Genomic DNA, 419 nt, shown 5'->3' on the forward strand with positions numbered 1-419 from the left:
TGAACGGAACGAAACCGATTCCCAGTTCAACCAGCGTGGGCATTACCGTGTTTTCCGGCTCTCGCCAGAACAGTGAGTACTCGCTTTGCAGAGCAGTGACGGACTGAACGGCATGAGCCCGACGGATAGTCTGCGCTGCTGCCTCTGAAAGACCGAAGTGTTTCACCTTGCCTTGCTGAATCAAATCCTTGACGGCTCCCGCAACATCCTCAATCGGAACGTTCAAATCGACACGGTGCTGGTAGAACAGGTCGATCGCATCCACCCTGAGCCGGCGCAGGGACGCTTCGGCAACCTGCTTGATATGTTCCGGGCGGCTGTTTAAGGCCGTCCACTTGCCACCATCATCAGGATTCGGCTCCCACCCAAACTTCGTCGCGATCACCACTTTGCCGCGGAACGGCGCGAGAGCCTCGCCC

Annotated in this window: 1 protein-coding gene; it reads right to left on the bottom strand. The window is 57.8% G+C overall.

Translation table 11 applies throughout. The annotated features are described in order from the left end of the window. A partial coding sequence (locus FOI68_RS22955) for an aldo/keto reductase (protein WP_143864434.1) occupies positions 1 to 419 on the bottom strand: 419 nt, incomplete at both ends.

This window comes from Brevibacillus sp. LEMMJ03, assembly GCF_007197875.1.
GTDB lineage: Bacteria > Bacillota > Bacilli > Brevibacillales > Brevibacillaceae > Brevibacillus > Brevibacillus thermoruber.